The following is a 15,585-nucleotide window of genomic DNA, read 5'->3' on the forward strand; positions in this document are numbered from 1 at the left end:
CCCCTTCGGGGCGCCGCCGAACCGCAGGCCGATTTGTCCTGCCTGCCCATCCCCTCCATGAGGAGAACCGTGTCATGAGCCGCACAAGACCCCCCGTCCCCGCACGCCTGACCGCCGCCATCGGTGCGATCGCCCTCACCGGCGCCGCCCTCGCCGTCGCAACGCCCGCACAGGCGGCCCCCACCACGTCCACCACCCTGGTCGTCAACGCCGACCAGACCCTGCGGCCCGTCACCCATGTGGCGACCGGCAGCCTGTACGGCCTCGCCGACGCGAGCACCCCGTCCGACAGCCTGGTCACCGCGCTCAAGCCGAACACCTTCGTGCAGATGGCGCCGGGCGGCTCGCAGCTGCCCAACGGCGAGCCCAACCCCGCGGGCGACGCGCTCGTCGTGGCGCCCAAGGCGGCGCGGGCCGGTGCCAAGGTCGTCGTACGGATGCCGGACTGGTATCCGAACTTTCCCTACAAGTGGGTGAGTTGGAGCGACTGGCTGTCCGCGGTGGACAAGCAGGTCGCGTCCGTGAAGTCCTCGGGCGCCACCAACATCAGTGCGTACGAGCTGTGGAACGAGCCCGAGGGCACCTGGAACACCTCGGCGGCGGGCGCCTTCGACGACGGCTGGGCCAGGACCTACAAGGAGGTCCGGTCCAAGGACGCCGGCACCCCCATTCAGGGGCCCAGCTTCGCGACGTACACCGACAGCAAGATGAAGTCGTTCCTCCAGGACGCCATCGCGAACAACGCGGTGCCCGACATCATCGCCTGGCACGAGCTCCAGACCAGCGCGAACATCGCCGCGCACGTGGCCGACTACCGGGCGCTGGAGACGAGCCTCGGCCTCAGCCACCGCCCGATCGCCATCGAGGAGTACGGCGCCCCCGGCGAGGTCGGCGTCCCGGGGCCGATGGTCAGCTATGCGGCCAAGTTCGAGCGGGCGGGTGTCCATGACGCCGAGATGGCCTTCTGGAACCACTACGGCACCCTCGGCGACACCCTGACCGACACCGGCGCCTCGCCGAACGGCGCGTACTGGCTCTACAAGTGGTACGGCGACATGTCCGGGAACATGCTGGTCACCACTCCCCCGGCGCAGACGGGCATCGACGGCGCGGCCTCGCTCAACGGCGCAGGCAACCAGATCGGCGTGATCTTCGGGGGTGGTGCCGGTTCAAGTGCCGTGCAGATCAAGGGACTCGGCTCGCTGTCGGCGTTCGGGTCGACCGTGCACGTGAAGCTGGAGTACACGCCGTCCAAGGGCCGCACGACGGCGGTCTCCGGTCCGGTCACCATCTCCGACGCCGACTACACCGTCTCGAACGGCTCGATCACCGTGCCCGTGACGACGAATGCGAGCGACGGCTACCACCTGGTGATCACCCCGAGCGGCACCTCGACCTCGCTGGCCGGGACGTACCAGATCACCAACAAGAACAGCGCTCTCGCCCTCGACACCTCGGGTGCGGGCACCGCGCAGGGCACCTCGGTCGTCCAGGCGACGTCGAGCACGGGCAGCAGCCAGTCGTGGACGCTGACGGCCGCGGGCTCCGGCCTCTACAAGATCGCCAACAAGGCGAGCGGGCTGCTGCTGGGCATCGACTCCATGAGCACCTCGGACGGCGGCAAGGCCCTGATCTGGGGTGACAACGGGACCGCCGACCACCTCTGGCAGCTCATCCCGTCCGGCGACGGCTACTACAAGATCGCCAACTACAACAGCGGGCTGCTGCTGGGCGTGACCGGCATGAGTACCTCGTCCGGGGCGCAGGTCCTGCAGTGGGACGACAACGGCACGGCAGATCACCTGTGGAAGCTGACGTCCCGGTGAGGTGAGCGCGGGCGTTCCCGTGGCTGCGGGAACGCCCGGGCTCAGGATGACGCAAGGAATAGCCGGTATGTGACGTCAGGCGGCGCCGCGGTCGAGCAGTTGCCTGACCCCCTCAGCCGTCAGAGCCACCTCCTCCGGGGTACCGGCGTCGATGACGAGAGCCAGCGTCTCGGACGGCCAGCGGTGGGCGAGCGTGCCGAGCGGCATCCGTCGATGCCCGCCGACCTGCGGGAGGGCCTGCTGCAGGCGTGCCTGGGTGGTGAACACCGGCACGAGTTCGGTTCCGTCCTCCTGCGCGTACACGGGCAGGGTCACCTCTCCGGGATCCTGCTCCGGGGCGGTGGCGGTACCGGCCGGCACCAGTACCTCGCTGCCGGCCAAGGTGTTCAGCTCCCTCTCGTTCGCATCACCCTGGACCACGGCGCGCAGGGCGAGGTGTACCGCGGGGGCGGCGCCGTCGGGAGAGTGGTCGGTCATGGTGGATCCAATCAGCAGGTCGAACGATCGGGCACCCCGTTGTGCCCTGCGGTCCGCCGGGGCGGCTACCCGAAGTCGCCCGGGGTCATGTGTTCCGGGAACCCGCCGACTGGAGCTCAGCCCAGCGTCTTGAGCAGCTCCGCGGCGAGCGGGGCGGAGGAGGCCGGGTTCTGGCCGGTGAGGAGGTTGCGGTCGACGACGATGTGCGGCGCCCACGGCTCACCGACCTGGACCTGCACGCCGGCCTCGGTCAGCCGGTCCTGCAGCAGCCACTTGGCCTTGTCGGCGAAGCCGGACTGGGTCTCCTCGTCATTGGTGAACGCGGCCACCCGGTATCCCGCGAAGGCGTTGACGCCGTCCTGCTCGGCGGCGAGCAGCGCGGCCGGGCCGTGGCAGACGACACCGAGCGGCTTGCCGGACTCCAGGGCGAGGGTGAGCAGCTTGCCGGAGTCGGCGTCGACGGCCAGGTCCTCCATCGGGCCGTGGCCGCCGGGGTAGTACACGGCGGCGTAGTCGTCGAGGTTCACGTCCTTCAGGCTGATGGGGTGCTGCAGCTCGGTGGCCGCGGCGAGCACACCGGCGACACGGTCGGCGTTCTCCTGCCCGCCGTTGTACTCGGCGGCGAGGCTGCCCTTGTCCACGGTCGGTACGACACCGCCCGGCGTGGCGACGACGATCTCGTGACCGGCGGCCTTGAACGCCACGTAGGGGGCGACGGCCTCCTCCGCCCAGAAACCGGTGGGGTGGCGGGTGCCGTCGGCCAGCGTCCAGTAGTCGACGCCGGTCATCACGAAAAGGATCTTCGACATGCTCTGTCTCCGAGGGGTCGTCAGCTTGGTGGTGATCCAACCGTAAGCCGCGCCAGCCATCGGAATCCAATAGGCTCATCGATATGAGGGATAGGGAAACCAATGGACGACAGGAGAGAGCACAGGTCGGCGGCTCGGCGGCACTCGATCTGAATCTGCTGCGCACCTTCCTCGCCGTCTACCGCACCGGCTCCTTCACGGCCGCGGCGCGTCTGCTCGGGCTGTCGCAGCCGACGGTCACGACGCAGGTGCGCGCGCTGGAGCGGCAGCTGGACCGGGAGCTGTTCCAGCGCCAGGCCCGCGGGGTCTCCCCTGCGCCGTACGCGGACGAGCTCGCCGCCAGGATCGTGCAGCCGCTGGATTCCCTCGCCATGCTCACGGCCCGGGGCGGCCCGGCCGACGACCAGCCGCCGGAGCCGGTGCACCTGGCGGGACCGCACGAGTTCCTGACCCGCTCCGTCCTTCCCGGCCTGACGCCTCTGGTGGAGCGAGGCGTACGGCTGCGCATCACGCCCGGGCTGACCGAGCCGCTCCTGGACGACCTGAAGGCGGGCCGCCACGACCTGGTGATCGCGACCTTCCGGCCACGCGGCCGTGCCCTGGCCGCCGTGCCCCTCGCGGACGAGGAGTTCGTGCTGGTCGCCGCCCCCGTCTGGGCCGAGCGCATCGGCGGACCGGCCGGGATCGCCGCCGTCGGGCCCGCCGCCCTCCACGGCGTGCCCCTGGTCGCCTACGCCGAGGACCTGCCGATCGTGCGCCGCTACTGGCGTCATGTCTTCGGCAGGCGCCTGGCCTGTCAGCCGGCGGTCACCATGCCCGACCTGAACGCACTCAAGGCGGCGGTGGTAGGCGGTACGGGCTTCACGGTCCTCCCCCGCTACCTGTGCACCGCCGAACTGGCCTCGGGCGCCCTGGTGTTGCTGCACGACCCGGACGACCCGCCCATCAACACCGCCTTCCTCGTCCAACGCCCCGGCGCCTCCACCAACCCACACGTGGCCCTGGTCCGCGACCACCTGCTCCAGGCAGTACGCGACAACTGAGCAGCGCGCAGGCGTCCGTGCTCAGTACTTCTTCGCACCCGCCACGATCGCCTCCCGGATGCGGTGGTACGTGCCGCAGCGGCAGACGTTGCGGATCTCGTCGAGGTCGGCCTCCGTGATGTCGCGGCCCTCCTCGCGGGCCTGGCGGACCTTGGCGACGGCGGTCATGATCTGGCCGGGCTGGCAGTAGCCGCACTGTGCGACGTCGTACTCCAGCCAGGCCTCCTGCATCGGGTGGAGTTCCCTGCCGACGGTCGCGGGCAGGCCTTCGATGGTCGTCACCTCGTCGGTGGGGCCGAGGTCCTTGACGGGGACGCTGCAGGGGTTGAAGGCCTTGCCGTTGATGTGGCTCGTACAGGCCTGGCACACGCCGAGCCCGCAGCCGTACTTCGGTCCGGTGACGCCCAGGACGTCCCGCAGCACCCACAGCAGCCGTACGTCGTCCTCGATGTCCACGGTCACCGGTGTGCCGTTGAGGATGAAGGTGTGTTCGGGCACGAAGGGCCTCCTGGGCTCCTAGTAGGCGCGGCTCAGGCCGTCGGTGGGGGACGCCGGGATCGGCGGGGTGGTGGGCAGCGGCTCGAAGCCGAGGGGACCCGCGTGGTTGATCGGGAACGTGGTCGGCATGGTGCCGGTCGCGCGCCCGTACGCGCAGGCCACGGCCGCCATCGCGCCCGCGACGGCCAGCTCGCCGGCGCCGCCGGGCCTGCCGGTGGTCGGCGGCATGACGACGATCTCCAGTTCCGGCGGGGTGTTCCACTGACGGGTGTAGAAGTAGTTGTCCCAACTGCCTTCGAGGAAGTGCCCGTCCACGAGGTGCAGTCCGGAGCTGAGGGTGATCGCGATGCCGTCCATGATGCCGCCCATCATCTGGGCCTCGAGGCCGCGCGGGTTGACGGCGAGCCCGGCGTCGACCGCGCAGACGACCTTGGTGACCCGTGGCCCGGTGCAGGCGTCGGGGACCTTGCGGCCGGTGGTCTGAGGGCGGCAGTCGATCTCGGCGAGGACGGCCACGTAGGCGTGGTACTCGGGGTGCAGGGCGATGCCCTGGGCCGTGCCGGCCGGCATGCTGCGTCCCCAACCGCCCACCTCGGCGGCCTTGTCGAGGACGGCCCGCGCCCGCTCGTCCTTCAGGAAGGCGCGGCGGAACCGATAGGGGTCCTTGCCCATCCGCTTGGCGAGCTCGTCCACGATCAGCTCCTGCGCGCACCGCACGTTGGGCGAGTAGATGTTGCGCATGGAGCCGGTGTGGAAGCCCTTGTCGGTCTCGCTGAGCAGCTGGGTGACGACACCGAAGTCGTACGGGGTCTGCTGGGTGAGCGTGAAGATCGTCTCGGAGAAGGTGAGGTCGCCGACGGGCAGCCGGGCCGCCTCGGAGGTGATGATCTCGCCGACGCCGTGGCCGAATTCGGTGGCCACGGAGGTGTGGCGCTGGTCGTAGGTGAGGACCTGGCCCAGCGCGTAGGTGGCGCGCACCCGTGAGGTGGACATGGGGTGGGTGCGGCCGTGGCGGAAGTCGTCGGTGCGGTGCCACATCAGCCGGACCGGTTTGCCCGTCGCCTTGGAGATCTCGGCGGCCTCGGCGGCTCCGTCGTGGAAGAGCTTGCGCCCGAAGGAGCCGCCGCCCTGGGTGACATGCACCTTGACCGCGCTCGCCGGCAGTCCGAGGCTGAGCGCGATCTGTTCCTGGGCGGTGATCGGGGACTTCAGACTGGCCCAGATCTCGGCCGAGTCCTCGCGTACGTCGGCTACGGCGCAGTTGGTCTCCAGGGCGCTGTTGCTCGCGAAGTGGAAGGTGAAGCGGGCGTCGACCGACTTGGTGAGCAGGTCGAGGGCGGGCAGCGGGAGTTCGGCCTGGCGCAGTTCTTCGCGGATGGTGTCGTCGGTGGCGTCGTCCTCGGTGCCGGGGCCCCAGGTGACCTTCAGGGCGCGCACGGCGTCGATGCACTGCCCGAAGGTGCGGCCGCGCACGGCGACGCCGGTGGAGATCCGTACGACGTCGGTGATGCCGGGCATGGCCCGCACCTCGTCGAGGTTGTCGACCGAGCGGACCGTGCCGTTGATCGTGGGCGGGCGGCACACCATGGCCGGCAGCGCGCCCGGCACATGCAGGTCCATGGCGAACTTCTTGCGCCCGGTGACCGCCTCCAGGGCGTCGACGCGGTGCTGCGGGGTCCCGATGACCTTGAACTCGGACGACTTCCTCAGGGTGACCGACACCTGACTGGTCGTCACTGCGGCGGCTTTCTCGGCGAGTTCGCCGTAGGTGAGGCTCCTTCCGGTCACGGACGAGGTGATGACGCCCAGCTTCGCGGTGAGAGTGCCGACGGCCTCGCCCAGTTCGAGGGCCGCGGCTTGCAGGAGCCGGCCGCGGGCGACGGCGGCCGCCACCCGGATCGGGGTGAAGGTGGAGATGGTGGTGTTGGATCCGCCGGTGAGCTGGTTGAACAACAGCTCGGGACGGGCGTCGGCGAGGGTGATGCGGACCTTGTCCAGCGGCAGGTCCAGTTCCTCGGCGACCAGCATCGCGCTGGAGGTGGTGATGCCCTGTCCGACCTCGGCCCGGGGCAGGGCGAAGGAGGCGGTGCCGTCGGTGTCGACCCGGATGGTGATCAGGTTCGCGGTGGGCAGGGTGGCATGGGTGAGCATGTCGTTGAGGTCGTAGATCTCGGCCGGTCCGGGCGCGGAGGGGACCACCGCCGCGGCCCGGGCGGGCGCGAGGACGGCCTCGCCGAGCTCGGCGGCGACGGTGAGCGTCGAGGCGGCCAGGACGTACCCCAGGAAGCGTCTGCGCCCGATTCCGTCCGGAGCCGGATCGGCGTCCTGCGGCTGCGGGTGGTCGTGGGCTCCCATCAGCGGTCCTCCAAGCGCGCGGCACTCGCCTCGACGGCGGATCCCGACTGTGCACGTCAGGCGCGTTCCGCGAAAGATCCCCGAGCCGCTTCCACACGGAAACGCCATAAGTCGTGGGAGGTGTGAAGCGGACGGGTCGGGGCCGGGCGGAAAACCCGCATGCATGGGCAGGCACGGTTCTGCGATCACTCCGGAATGTCCCAGATGTCGTGCACCTGCTCACGCTGCGCAGGGCGCTGTATCTGGCGGTTGCCGGCAGCGGTACTCCGCAGGGCGGGGACGGCCTGGGCGACCTGGGAGTGCTCGCCGGGCACTGCGTGACGGGCCGCAGCCCGAGGCGATTCCGGTCCGGGAGAACCTTGCGGTCGTCAACGCGGCCTGCGGCTGGTCTGCGCGGTGACGGGCGCGTCTCGTCACGCGAGGGCCCTTCGCGCTGCCGCGAGGGCCTGTTCGGCGTATCCGCGGCCGAACAGCACGGCGTGCACCAGCAGCGGGAAGAGCTGATGCAGAGCTACCCGGTCCGCCCATCCGTCGGCCAACGGGGCCGCCTGCCGATAGCCGTCGAGTACGTCCTCCAGGTGCGGGCAGCCGAACAGCTGGAGCATGGCCAGGTCGGTCTCGCGGTGGCCGCCGTGTGCGGCCGGGTCGATCAGCCAGGCCTGCCCGTCGGCTCCCCACAGCACGTTGCCGTTCCACAGGTCGCCGTGCAGCCGGGCGGGCGGCTCGGCTGGCCCAGCCAGCTCGGGCAGCCGTTCGCAGACGCGCTCGATCACGGCCGTCTCGGCGGGGCGGACGGTGCCCCGGTCGACGGCCTCGCGCAGGTAGGGCAGTACCCGGTGCTCGGCGTACCAGAGGGGCCAATCGGTGCCGGGGACGTTGCGCATCGGGGCGAGCCCGATATACGCGTCCACCGGCCCGCCGGGTGGTGGCGCGCCGAACGCGGGGGCGCCCGTGGCGTGCAGGGCGGCCAGCCCGCGCCCGAACCGCACCGCCGCCCGGGCCGTCGGCGGGCCCTGCGCGACCACGTCGGTCACGAGCCAGCGCCGGTCGTGCCCATGGACCGTCGGAACGCGGACCGCGCCGGCGCCGGCCAGCCAGCGCAGCCCGGCCGCCTCGGCCTGCACCGCGCCCGGACCGTCACCGCGCTTGACCATCACCGACTGCCCGTCGTCGAGGCCGACTTCGGCGAGGGCCGCGGACAACCGCCGCTCGCCGCGCACCGTACGCCCGGTGATCCTGGCCGCAGCCACGCCCGGCCCGTCGCTGTCCGAGCCGTCGGAGGGGATGCCGATGTGCACGGACACCACAGTAGAACCGCCTCGAGCCGGCCGGAGTCAGTCCAGCGGCTCCTCGTCGTCGCCGTCGCCGTTCGCGGCGTAGGGATGGACGTACCGCTCGTCACCGAAGGGGATGAACCAGTCCTGCACGGTGCCCTTGGTGATGCCGTCCGCGGCCGGGGCGTACAGCCACTCGTGGTCCGTGTCCTCGAACACCCCGTCGGCGAAGACCTGCAGGGCGGTTTCGACCTCGTCGCTCAGCAGCTCGTAGAGGTCGGCCGTCACCTCGGCCTGGGCGAGCAGGAACTTCAGCAGCAGCTCCTCGGCGACACAGCTTGGCCGGCCGAAGTCCGGCTGGGTGAGGCGGCCGGTCATGGTCACGGCGGTGACGGTGAGACGGCGGACGAACAGGACCGTGTACTGCAGGGCGAACTGCGGGGGCAGATCGTCCAGGACCATGAACGGCGCGTCGGTCTCCGCGACGGTGGGCCCGTCCTCCTCCAGACCGGCCAGGTCCGTGAAGAGCTCGTCGACCAGCAGATCGATGGCGTACACGACGGCACCGGCCGCGATCTCCGCCGCCTCGCGGCTGACGATCCGCTCCTCCTCGTCCTCGTGGTGGCCGAAGGCCTCGAGCGGGAAGGCCCGCAGGGTCGGTGCGAGAGCACGGAGGGTGTGACGCATGGCGTCGACCTCGGCACGCTCGAGACGGCCCGATCCGGCGGGGGGTTCGGCCGCCGCGTGCCGGCGCGCGCGTTCGGCGGGATCCGCGGGCGGTGCGTCCGGGCCGTCGGCCGCGTCCAGGCTCTCCTGCAGCAGGTCGGGGTGCAGCTCCACCCCGCAGCGGGTGATCTCCCAGTCGGCAAGGGGTTCGCTGCGCTCCAGCAGCTCTGCGACGACCTCACGGGCGGCGTCCTCGGCGAACTCCAGTGCCGGTGCGTCGATGGAGAGCTTCAGCAGGACCCCGGCGGGATGGACGGCGATGACGTCGTCCACCAGGTCCACTTCCATTCCGTCGGGCCCCTCGATGGCCGCGATCGAATCGAGCCCCTTGCGCAGCAGGAAGCCGACGCCCTCTCGCTGAAGAACGTCGAGCTCCGGGGCGCCCTTGGGGAGGTCCACGTCCACAGTCACCGCGTATGTCACACGATCATGGTGCCTGAGCGGCGGCTTCCCGTGGGCAGGAACCCCCAGGAATCGGGGGTGCGGGGAGTGCTCCGTCGGCATCCTTCGGACCCGGGCTTTGCATGATCATGCGAGATCATGCATACTCTTCCTATGTCCAAGGTCCTCACCTCCCTGCCCGCCGGCGAGCGCGTCGGCATCGCCTTCTCGGGCGGCCTCGACACCTCCGTCGCGGTCGCGTGGATGCGCGACAAGGGCGCCGTCCCGTGCACCTACACCGCCGACATCGGCCAGTACGACGAGCCCGACATCGCCTCGGTGCCCGGCCGTGCGAAGACGTACGGTGCCGAGATCGCGCGTCTCGTCGACTGCCGTGCGGCGCTGGTCGAGGAGGGTCTGGCCGCGCTGACCTGCGGTGCGTTCCACATCCGCTCGGGCGGGCGTGCCTATTTCAACACCACCCCGCTGGGCCGCGCCGTCACCGGCACCCTCCTGGTGCGGGCGATGCTCGAGGACAACGTCCAGATCTGGGGCGACGGCTCGACCTTCAAGGGCAACGACATCGAGCGGTTCTACCGCTACGGCCTGCTCGCCAACCCGCACCTGCGGATCTACAAGCCCTGGCTCGACGCCAACTTCGTGACCGAGCTCGGCGGCCGCAAGGAGATGTCGGAGTGGCTGGTCGCCCACGGCCTGCCCTACCGGGACAGCACCGAGAAGGCGTACTCCACCGACGCCAACATCTGGGGCGCCACCCACGAGGCCAAGACGCTGGAGCACCTGGACACGGGCGTCGAGACGGTCGAGCCGATCATGGGCGTGCGGTTCTGGGACCCCGAGGTGGAGATCGTCACCGAGGACGTGACGATCGGCTTCGACCAGGGCCGCCCGGTGACGATCAACGGCAAGGAGTTCGCCTGCCCCGTCGACCTGGTGATGGAGGCCAACGCCATCGGCGGCCGGCACGGCCTGGGCATGTCCGACCAGATCGAGAACCGGATCATCGAGGCCAAGAGCCGCGGCATCTACGAGGCGCCCGGCATGGCCCTGCTGCACGCCGCCTACGAGCGCCTGGTCAACGCCATCCACAACGAGGACACCCTCGCCCAGTACCACAACGAGGGCCGTCGCCTCGGCCGCCTCATGTACGAGGGCCGCTGGCTGGACCCGCAGGCGCTGATGATCCGCGAGTCGCTGCAGCGCTGGGTCGGCGCGGCCATCACCGGCGAGGTGACCCTGCGGCTGCGCCGCGGTGAGGACTACTCGATCCTCGACACCACGGGCCCGGCCTTCAGCTACCACCCGGACAAGCTGTCGATGGAGCGCACCGAGGACTCGGCGTTCGGCCCGGTGGACCGGATCGGCCAGCTCACCATGCGCAACCTGGACATCGCCGACTCCCGCGCCAAGCTGGAGCAGTACGTCGGCCTCGGCCTGATCGGCACCGGCAGTCCCACCATCGGCGCCTCCCAGGCGGCCGCGACCGGCCTGATCGGCACCATGCCGGAGCTGCCGGAGGGCGGCGCGGAGGCCATCGCCTCCCGCGGCGAGGTCTCGGAGGAGGACGCGCTGCTGGACCGCGCCGCGATGGAGTCCGGCACGGACTGACGTCCGCGAACGGAAAGGGGCGGCCCGACACCATTGGTGTCGGGCCGCCCTTTCCGTCGGTGCATCAACGCCCCCGTAGCGAGCGGGTTCAGCCGGCCGCCGTGTGCAGGGCACGCAGCACGTCCTCGTCCGTCAGCTGCTCGAACCTCTCGTAGCAAAGGCCCACGGCCATGAAGGACGCCGGCCGTTGCAGACACAGCACCTCGTCGGCCTCCGCGCGCATCTGCTGCGCCGCCTGCTGCGAGCCGACCGGCACGGCCAGCACGACCCGCTCGGGGGCCTGACGCCGTACGTGTCTTAGTGCGGCACGGGCCGTCGATCCGGTGGCGAGCCCGTCGTCGACGACGATGGCGGTGCGGTCCGCCAGATCGGGCGCGGGGCGGCCCTGGCGGTAGAGGCGTTCGCGCCGGCGGAGTTCCTTGCGTTCGCGCTCCACCACCGGGGCCAGCATGGCCTCGGTCAGGCCCAGTTGGACGAGGGCGTCCTCGTCGAAGAGGGGATCGTCGTCGCCGACGATCGCGCCGACGCCGAGCTCCTCCTGGAACGGTGCGCCGATCTTCCGTACGACCAGGACGTCGAGCGGGGCATCCAGCGCCCGTGCCACCTCCCGGGCCACGGCGACTCCGCCGCGCGGGAGGGCCAGGACGATCGGGTGCGGCAGGACGCCCTTCTCCTGCTCGATCCGCAGTCGCTCGGCCAGTTCCCGCCCGGCCTCCGTGCGGTCATGGAACTGCATCGCGGTCGCCACTCCTTCCCGCCCGCGGACGGCCCCCTCGGTCCGATTCCCCGCGTACCCCGCACACGCCGGACGAAGCACGCGCCCCGGTCGTCCCTCCGTCCCCCCCGGGGTGGAGTCGGCCCGTCACTGCTCCGACGCGGCCTCGTCTGCGATCTTGAGGCGGTCCTCGCACCAGTTCCGTGCCATCTCCGCGACCTGTTCCAGCGCTCCGGGCTCCTCGAACAGGTGCGTGGCGCCGGGCACGATGCGCAGCGAGTGCGGACCGCTCAGCTCCCGTGCGGCCGCCTGGTTCAGCCGGAGCACTTCCGGGTCGCGGCCGCCGACGATCAGGAGTACCGGGGCCCGTACGCCCGGCAGTACGTCGGCGGCCAGGTCGGGGCGCCCGCCCCGCGAGACGACGGTCAGGGTCCGCCGTGGCCGCTCGGCGGCGGCCACCAGGGCCGCTGCCGCACCGGTGCTGGCACCGAACAGGACGACCGGCAGCGTACGGGTGTCGGGCTGGGTTTCGAGCCAGTCGACGACGGCGACCACGCGTCGGCCCAGCAGGGGGATGTCGAAGCGGTACTCCGCCGTCGAGGCGTCCCTGCGGTCCTCCTCCTCGGTGAGCAGGTCCATCAGGGCGGTGCCCAGTCCGGCACCGCGCAGTTCGGCGGCGACCGCGCGGTTGCGGGGGCTGTGCCGTGAGCTGCCGCTGCCGTGCGCGAACACCACGACCGCGCGGGCCTCATCGGGCAGGACCAGATCGCCCGGAAGGGCCACGCCGTCGGCGGGAACCGAGATCAGCTGGGAGATCATCGCCATCATCTTCTTCCTCGTGGCCGGCCCGGCAGGGCCTCGTATGGCCTGCTGGGTCACGGGTACCCGTAGCGGTGGAACACCTCTTGCGAGGAGATGAATCGGATGCTGCTCATCGGACTGCTTCTCCTCGGGGCGACAGGCGCCTTCACCGCCCTGGCGATCGCCGGCAACCTGTCCGGGGGCCCCGACTACACCGTCTCGGTGCTCGATCACCAGATCGCCACCATGAACACACTGGCCGTCTTCAGCTCGGGCCTCGCGCTGGCGCTCATCTTCTGCCTGGCGCTGGCCACCGCGGTCAGCGGCGCCTCGCACCGCCCGACGCATCGCCGCCACCGCAGGGTGCGCACGCGCCACTCCGGTGACACGACCCGTGTCGACGACATGACGGGACCGGACCAGCGGGCCTGAACCGCCTCACCGGTCCCGCAGCCGCACGAGGTGATACAGCACCGGCATCACGGTCGTGCGGTTCTGCTTCAGCGTGGGCTGCAGGAAACGGTAGAAGCTCGGCTTGGTGAACTGGCGCAGGGCGACGGCCGCCAGCCCCAGGTCCCAGTGGGCGTGGCCGACGAAGCAGTAGTCGGAGGTCGTGCCGTCGAGGGGCTGCAGCAGCAGCGAGTTGTCGAGACCGGTTTCGACGGCGTACCAGCCCGCGAGGTGCTCCCAGAGGTCCGCGATGAGCTCGGGATCGTCACCGACGAAATAGCTGAACTGGAAGAGGCCTTCCTGACTGCGGCCCACGTCGGCGACGCATTTGCCGCAGCGGGCCGCCATCACATGGACGTCGCCGGCGGCCTGCTCCAGCCGCCGGCACAGGTGACGGTAGGCAGCGCTTTCCCGCACCTGGTCGATGTCCTGCGGTGTCCTGGTCTCGACGAGGACGACGACGTCGTAGCGGGCCGGGTGCACGGTGTCGGAGGGGTGCAGGCCGACGGTCGGTGCCACGGCGGCGGCCCGGTAGACGCTCGCTCGTTTCACCTCGCCCAGGCTGGCCAGGTCCTCCGCCTCGGCCCGCAGCAGATCGAGCAGATGCGTCTTGCCGCGGCTGTGACCGGGCCTGCCGATACCGCCCGGAGGTTCCACCGCCGCTGCGATGTGGAGGTAGCCGGAGGGCGGCGGCTCGGTGAGGCGCGCCGGAGCGAACTTGGGGCGAGGGTGAACGAGGGTGACGCTCATGGGGTTCTCCCGCGGTGCGGTGCGTTCCCTGGTCGTCGTTGCACCTACCCGAAGCGCACCGGCTCACGCTCGCCCCGTCCTAGCGGCCGCCGCTACCGTGGGGGCATGGGCGGCGGCGCGGTGACGCTGTTCCTGTGCGGTGATGTGATGCTCGGGCGCGGCGTCGATCAGATCCTGGCGCATCCCGGTGGGCCGGAACTGCGGGAGGGGTACGTCGAGGACGCCCGCTCCTATGTCCGGTTGGCGGAGTCGGTGAACGGTCCGATCCCCGCCCCCGTCGCCCTTTCCTGGCCATGGGGCCAGGCGCTGCGCATGCTGGAACGGGCCGCCCCGGACGTCCGGATCGTGAATCTGGAGACGTCCGTGACGTGCAGCGACGCCTTCGCACCCGACAAGCTGATCCACTACCGCATGCATCCGGCCAACCTGCCCGCCCTCACCGTGGCCGCCCCGGACGTCTGCGTCCTGGCCAACAATCACGTGCTGGACTTCGGACGCGAGGGCCTGGCGGAGACGTTGGACGCACTCGCCGGCGCGGGCTTGCGGGCGGTGGGAGCGGGACGCAGCGCCGAGGAGGCCTACGCGCCTGCCGCGGTGCCGGTCCCTGGAGGCGGCCGGGTGCTGGTGTTCGCCCTCGGGGCGCACTCCAGCGGTGTTCCGCCGGGCTGGGCGGCCACCTCCGACCGGCCCGGGGTCGCCTGGCTGCCCGAGGTGTCGGCGGCCGCGGCCGCGGAGGTGGTGCGGCGGGTGCGGCAGGGGAGGCGTGCGGGCGACCTCGTGGTCGTGTCCGTGCACTGGGGCTCGAACTGGGGCCACCGGGTGCCCCGGGAGCACGTCCGCTTCGCCCGCGCCCTGGTGGACGGCGGTGTCGACGTCGTCCACGGCCACTCCTCGCACCACCCCCGCCGGATCGAGGTGTACCGCGACCGGCTGATCCTGTACGGCTGCGGCGACTTCATCGACGACTACGAGGGCATCGGGGGCTACGAGGAGTACCGCGACGACCTGCGGATCGCCTACCTCGTCACGGTCGCCGCGGACACGGGGCGCCTGACCGGCCTGCGCATGGTGCCCCTGCAGGCCCGGCGCATGCGGCTCGAGCCCGCATCGGACGCGGACCGCGACTGGCTGCGCGCCACACTGAACAGCCTCAGCGAGGCCGTACACATGACCCTGGATGCCGACGGAACCCTCACGCTGACGCACCGCTCCCGGACCGGATCGTGAACCGATGGCTGCGGCTGACGCTGCTGGGCGTGGGCGCGATGAACTCACCCCGCTTCGCGCCCGCCGGGCTGCTGCTGCGCTGGAGTGGCCATCGCGTCGTCCTCGACGGCGGTCCCGGCGCCGAACCACCGCCGGGACCGCTGGATGCCTGGCTGGTCACCGACGAGCAGGCGGAACTCCGCTCGGCACTGCGGCGCGGCGCGAGCGTCCACGGTGTGCGGATCCAGGCCGGTGACCTGCGACTGGGCGAGCTGCGGTTGCGGTGCGTGCCGGTGGTGCACACTTCACATCCCGCATACGGCTACCGCATCGAGACGGCCGGGCCGGTGGTCGTCCGGGCGCCGGAGTTCTGGGAGTTCCCGGCCTGGGCGGCGGGCGCGGACCTGATGTTCGCCGAGGCGGCCGCCTGGGGCCGCCCGATCCGGTTCCGCGGTGGCGTCGGCGGCCATGCCACCGTGCAGGCCGTGGCCGAACAGTCCGTACGACATGGCGTACGACGGCTGGTCCACGCCCACATCGGCCGGCCGAGCATCCGGGCCCTCGACGCCGGGCGAAGGCCCCCGGTGGGCGAGTGGGGTGTCGAGGGGCGCACGTACTCCCTCAGGCTCGGCGAGAAGGATTGAG

General features: G+C 71.2%; 15 protein-coding genes. 6 read left to right on the forward strand and 9 right to left on the reverse strand.

Features of this window, described 5'->3' with window-relative positions:
* The first annotated feature begins 74 nt into the window (after positions 1-74).
* A complete protein-coding gene (locus ABT254_RS06280) occupies positions 75-1,826 on the forward strand; it encodes an RICIN domain-containing protein (RefSeq protein WP_351464329.1) in 1,752 nt (583 codons plus the stop codon).
* Between the two features lie 75 nt (positions 1,827-1,901).
* Here ABT254_RS06280 and ABT254_RS06285 read toward each other — a convergent pair whose 3' ends face one another.
* On the reverse strand, positions 1,902-2,303 hold the full coding sequence (locus tag ABT254_RS06285; protein ID WP_351464332.1) for an SseB family protein: 402 nt from the start codon (positions 2,301-2,303) through the stop codon (positions 1,902-1,904).
* Between the two features lie 116 nt (positions 2,304-2,419).
* The gene (locus ABT254_RS06290) at positions 2,420-3,112 is read right to left on the reverse strand and encodes a type 1 glutamine amidotransferase domain-containing protein (RefSeq protein WP_351464335.1); all 693 of its coding nucleotides are present in this window, start codon (positions 3,110-3,112) and stop codon (positions 2,420-2,422) included.
* Between the two features lie 83 nt (positions 3,113-3,195).
* Here ABT254_RS06290 and ABT254_RS06295 point away from each other — a divergent pair, with 83 nt between their 5' ends.
* On the forward strand, positions 3,196-4,155 hold the full coding sequence (locus ABT254_RS06295; RefSeq protein WP_351464337.1) for a LysR family transcriptional regulator: 960 nt from the start codon (positions 3,196-3,198) through the stop codon (positions 4,153-4,155).
* Between the two features lie 21 nt (positions 4,156-4,176).
* Here the strand turns inward: ABT254_RS06295 and ABT254_RS06300 are convergent, their stop codons facing one another.
* From ABT254_RS06300 to ABT254_RS06315, 4 genes are all read right to left on the reverse strand, one after another.
* A complete protein-coding gene (locus tag ABT254_RS06300) occupies positions 4,177-4,653 on the reverse strand; it encodes a (2Fe-2S)-binding protein (RefSeq protein WP_351464340.1) in 477 nt (158 codons plus the stop codon).
* Between the two features lie 18 nt (positions 4,654-4,671).
* Positions 4,672-7,008, reverse strand: a complete 2,337-nt coding sequence (locus ABT254_RS06305; protein ID WP_351464343.1) for a molybdopterin cofactor-binding domain-containing protein — start codon at positions 7,006-7,008, stop codon at positions 4,672-4,674.
* A gap of 413 nt (positions 7,009-7,421) precedes the next feature.
* On the reverse strand, positions 7,422-8,306 hold the full coding sequence (locus tag ABT254_RS06310) for a fructosamine kinase family protein (RefSeq protein ID WP_351464346.1): 885 nt from the start codon (positions 8,304-8,306) through the stop codon (positions 7,422-7,424).
* 36 nt (positions 8,307-8,342) lie between these two features.
* Positions 8,343-9,431 carry a hypothetical protein gene (locus tag ABT254_RS06315; RefSeq protein ID WP_351464349.1) on the reverse strand — a complete coding sequence of 363 codons (1,089 nt, stop codon included), beginning with the start codon at positions 9,429-9,431 and terminating at the stop codon, positions 8,343-8,345.
* Between the two features lie 132 nt (positions 9,432-9,563).
* Between ABT254_RS06315 and argG the strand changes: the two genes are divergently transcribed.
* Complete coding sequence (gene argG / locus ABT254_RS06320) at positions 9,564-11,018, forward strand: argininosuccinate synthase (protein WP_351465562.1); 1,455 nt, start codon at positions 9,564-9,566, stop codon at positions 11,016-11,018.
* Between the two features lie 88 nt (positions 11,019-11,106).
* Here argG and ABT254_RS06325 read toward each other — a convergent pair whose 3' ends face one another.
* Together ABT254_RS06325 and ABT254_RS06330 are read right to left on the reverse strand one after the other, a co-directional pair.
* Positions 11,107-11,754, reverse strand: a complete 648-nt coding sequence (locus tag ABT254_RS06325) for a phosphoribosyltransferase (protein WP_351464351.1) — start codon at positions 11,752-11,754, stop codon at positions 11,107-11,109.
* Between the two features lie 126 nt (positions 11,755-11,880).
* A complete protein-coding gene (locus tag ABT254_RS06330) occupies positions 11,881-12,552 on the reverse strand; it encodes a dienelactone hydrolase family protein (protein WP_351464354.1) in 672 nt (223 codons plus the stop codon).
* 105 nt (positions 12,553-12,657) lie between these two features.
* Here ABT254_RS06330 and ABT254_RS06335 point away from each other — a divergent pair, with 105 nt between their 5' ends.
* Positions 12,658-12,966 carry a hypothetical protein gene (locus ABT254_RS06335; protein ID WP_351464357.1) on the forward strand — a complete coding sequence of 103 codons (309 nt, stop codon included), beginning with the start codon at positions 12,658-12,660 and terminating at the stop codon, positions 12,964-12,966.
* Between the two features lie 6 nt (positions 12,967-12,972).
* Here the strand turns inward: ABT254_RS06335 and ABT254_RS06340 are convergent, their stop codons facing one another.
* Positions 12,973-13,734, reverse strand: a complete 762-nt coding sequence (locus ABT254_RS06340) for a hypothetical protein (RefSeq protein WP_351464360.1) — start codon at positions 13,732-13,734, stop codon at positions 12,973-12,975.
* 105 nt (positions 13,735-13,839) lie between these two features.
* Here ABT254_RS06340 and ABT254_RS06345 point away from each other — a divergent pair, with 105 nt between their 5' ends.
* Positions 13,840-14,961, forward strand: coding sequence for a CapA family protein (locus tag ABT254_RS06345; RefSeq protein WP_351464363.1), 1,122 nt, complete (start codon positions 13,840-13,842; stop codon positions 14,959-14,961).
* Positions 14,958-15,584, forward strand: coding sequence for an MBL fold metallo-hydrolase (locus tag ABT254_RS06350; RefSeq protein ID WP_351464366.1), 627 nt, complete (start codon positions 14,958-14,960; stop codon positions 15,582-15,584). Before ABT254_RS06345 ends, ABT254_RS06350 begins: the two co-directional genes overlap by 4 nt.
* Position 15,585 lies beyond the last annotated feature (1 nt).

It is taken from the genome of Streptomyces sp. NPDC001137, assembly GCF_040298885.1.
Classification (GTDB): domain Bacteria; phylum Actinomycetota; class Actinomycetes; order Streptomycetales; family Streptomycetaceae; genus Streptomyces.

Excerpts from the sequence above, each read along its gene's own strand:
- ABT254_RS06280 (WP_351464329.1), top strand. The coding sequence starts at position 75 with ATGAGCCGCACAAGACCCCCCGTCCCCGCACGCCTGACCGCCGCCATC.
- ABT254_RS06285 (WP_351464332.1), bottom strand. The coding sequence starts at position 2,303 with ATGACCGACCACTCTCCCGACGGCGCCGCCCCCGCGGTACACCTCGCC.
- ABT254_RS06290 (WP_351464335.1), bottom strand. The coding sequence starts at position 3,112 with ATGTCGAAGATCCTTTTCGTGATGACCGGCGTCGACTACTGGACGCTG.
- ABT254_RS06295 (WP_351464337.1), top strand. The coding sequence starts at position 3,196 with ATGAGGGATAGGGAAACCAATGGACGACAGGAGAGAGCACAGGTCGGC.
- ABT254_RS06305 (WP_351464343.1), bottom strand. The coding sequence starts at position 7,008 with ATGGGAGCCCACGACCACCCGCAGCCGCAGGACGCCGATCCGGCTCCG.
- argG (WP_351465562.1), top strand. The coding sequence starts at position 9,564 with ATGTCCAAGGTCCTCACCTCCCTGCCCGCCGGCGAGCGCGTCGGCATC.
- ABT254_RS06325 (WP_351464351.1), bottom strand. The coding sequence starts at position 11,754 with ATGCAGTTCCATGACCGCACGGAGGCCGGGCGGGAACTGGCCGAGCGA.
- ABT254_RS06330 (WP_351464354.1), bottom strand. The coding sequence starts at position 12,552 with ATGATCTCCCAGCTGATCTCGGTTCCCGCCGACGGCGTGGCCCTTCCG.
- ABT254_RS06335 (WP_351464357.1), top strand. The coding sequence starts at position 12,658 with ATGCTGCTCATCGGACTGCTTCTCCTCGGGGCGACAGGCGCCTTCACC.
- ABT254_RS06340 (WP_351464360.1), bottom strand. The coding sequence starts at position 13,734 with ATGAGCGTCACCCTCGTTCACCCTCGCCCCAAGTTCGCTCCGGCGCGC.
- ABT254_RS06345 (WP_351464363.1), top strand. The coding sequence starts at position 13,840 with ATGGGCGGCGGCGCGGTGACGCTGTTCCTGTGCGGTGATGTGATGCTC.